Genomic DNA, 415 nt, shown 5'->3' with positions numbered 1-415 from the left:
TTGGGCAGAACATCATGAAGTGCGCGGAGAGTTTTGCCTTCTTGTGGAAGGGAATCATATGCCAGATGAACAATCAGTATGGTGGGATGATTTAACGATTGTGGAACATGTCAACTATTACATAGAGGCGAAGCAATATACTTCGAAAGAAGCGATTAAACAAGTAGCAAAAGATCGACAATTGCCGAAACGGGATGTGTACGACGCTTACCATAAGTAAGAAAAAAGTTTCTCTAGAAAAAACTAGAGAAACTTTTTATTTTGATTGTTGAAGAAGGTTTTGAATTTCTTGTAATAATGCTTCTGCGCCTTCTTTGCTTAAAATGATTTTTCCGTCTGCAAGTTTGAAGTTGTCGTCAGATACTTCCCCAGTTACTACGCAAGTCATATTTGGCTTGTATTTTTTCAAAATGAT

The 415-nt window shown here is 37.1% G+C and carries 2 pseudogenes; one reads left to right on the top strand and one right to left on the bottom strand.

Annotated elements, in window-relative coordinates:
- A pseudogene (locus FOI68_RS22970) lies at window positions 1-220 on the top strand (16S rRNA (cytidine(1402)-2'-O)-methyltransferase); the annotation flags it as partial.
- Window positions 221-256: 36 nt separating this feature from the next.
- Here FOI68_RS22970 and FOI68_RS22965 read toward each other — a convergent pair.
- Window positions 257-415: pseudogene (locus tag FOI68_RS22965) on the bottom strand (transition state regulator Abh); the annotation flags it as partial.

It is taken from the genome of Brevibacillus sp. LEMMJ03, from assembly GCF_007197875.1.
GTDB classification, from domain to species: Bacteria; Bacillota; Bacilli; order Brevibacillales; family Brevibacillaceae; genus Brevibacillus; species Brevibacillus thermoruber.
This window is presented reverse-complemented; position numbering and strand designations above follow the sequence as displayed.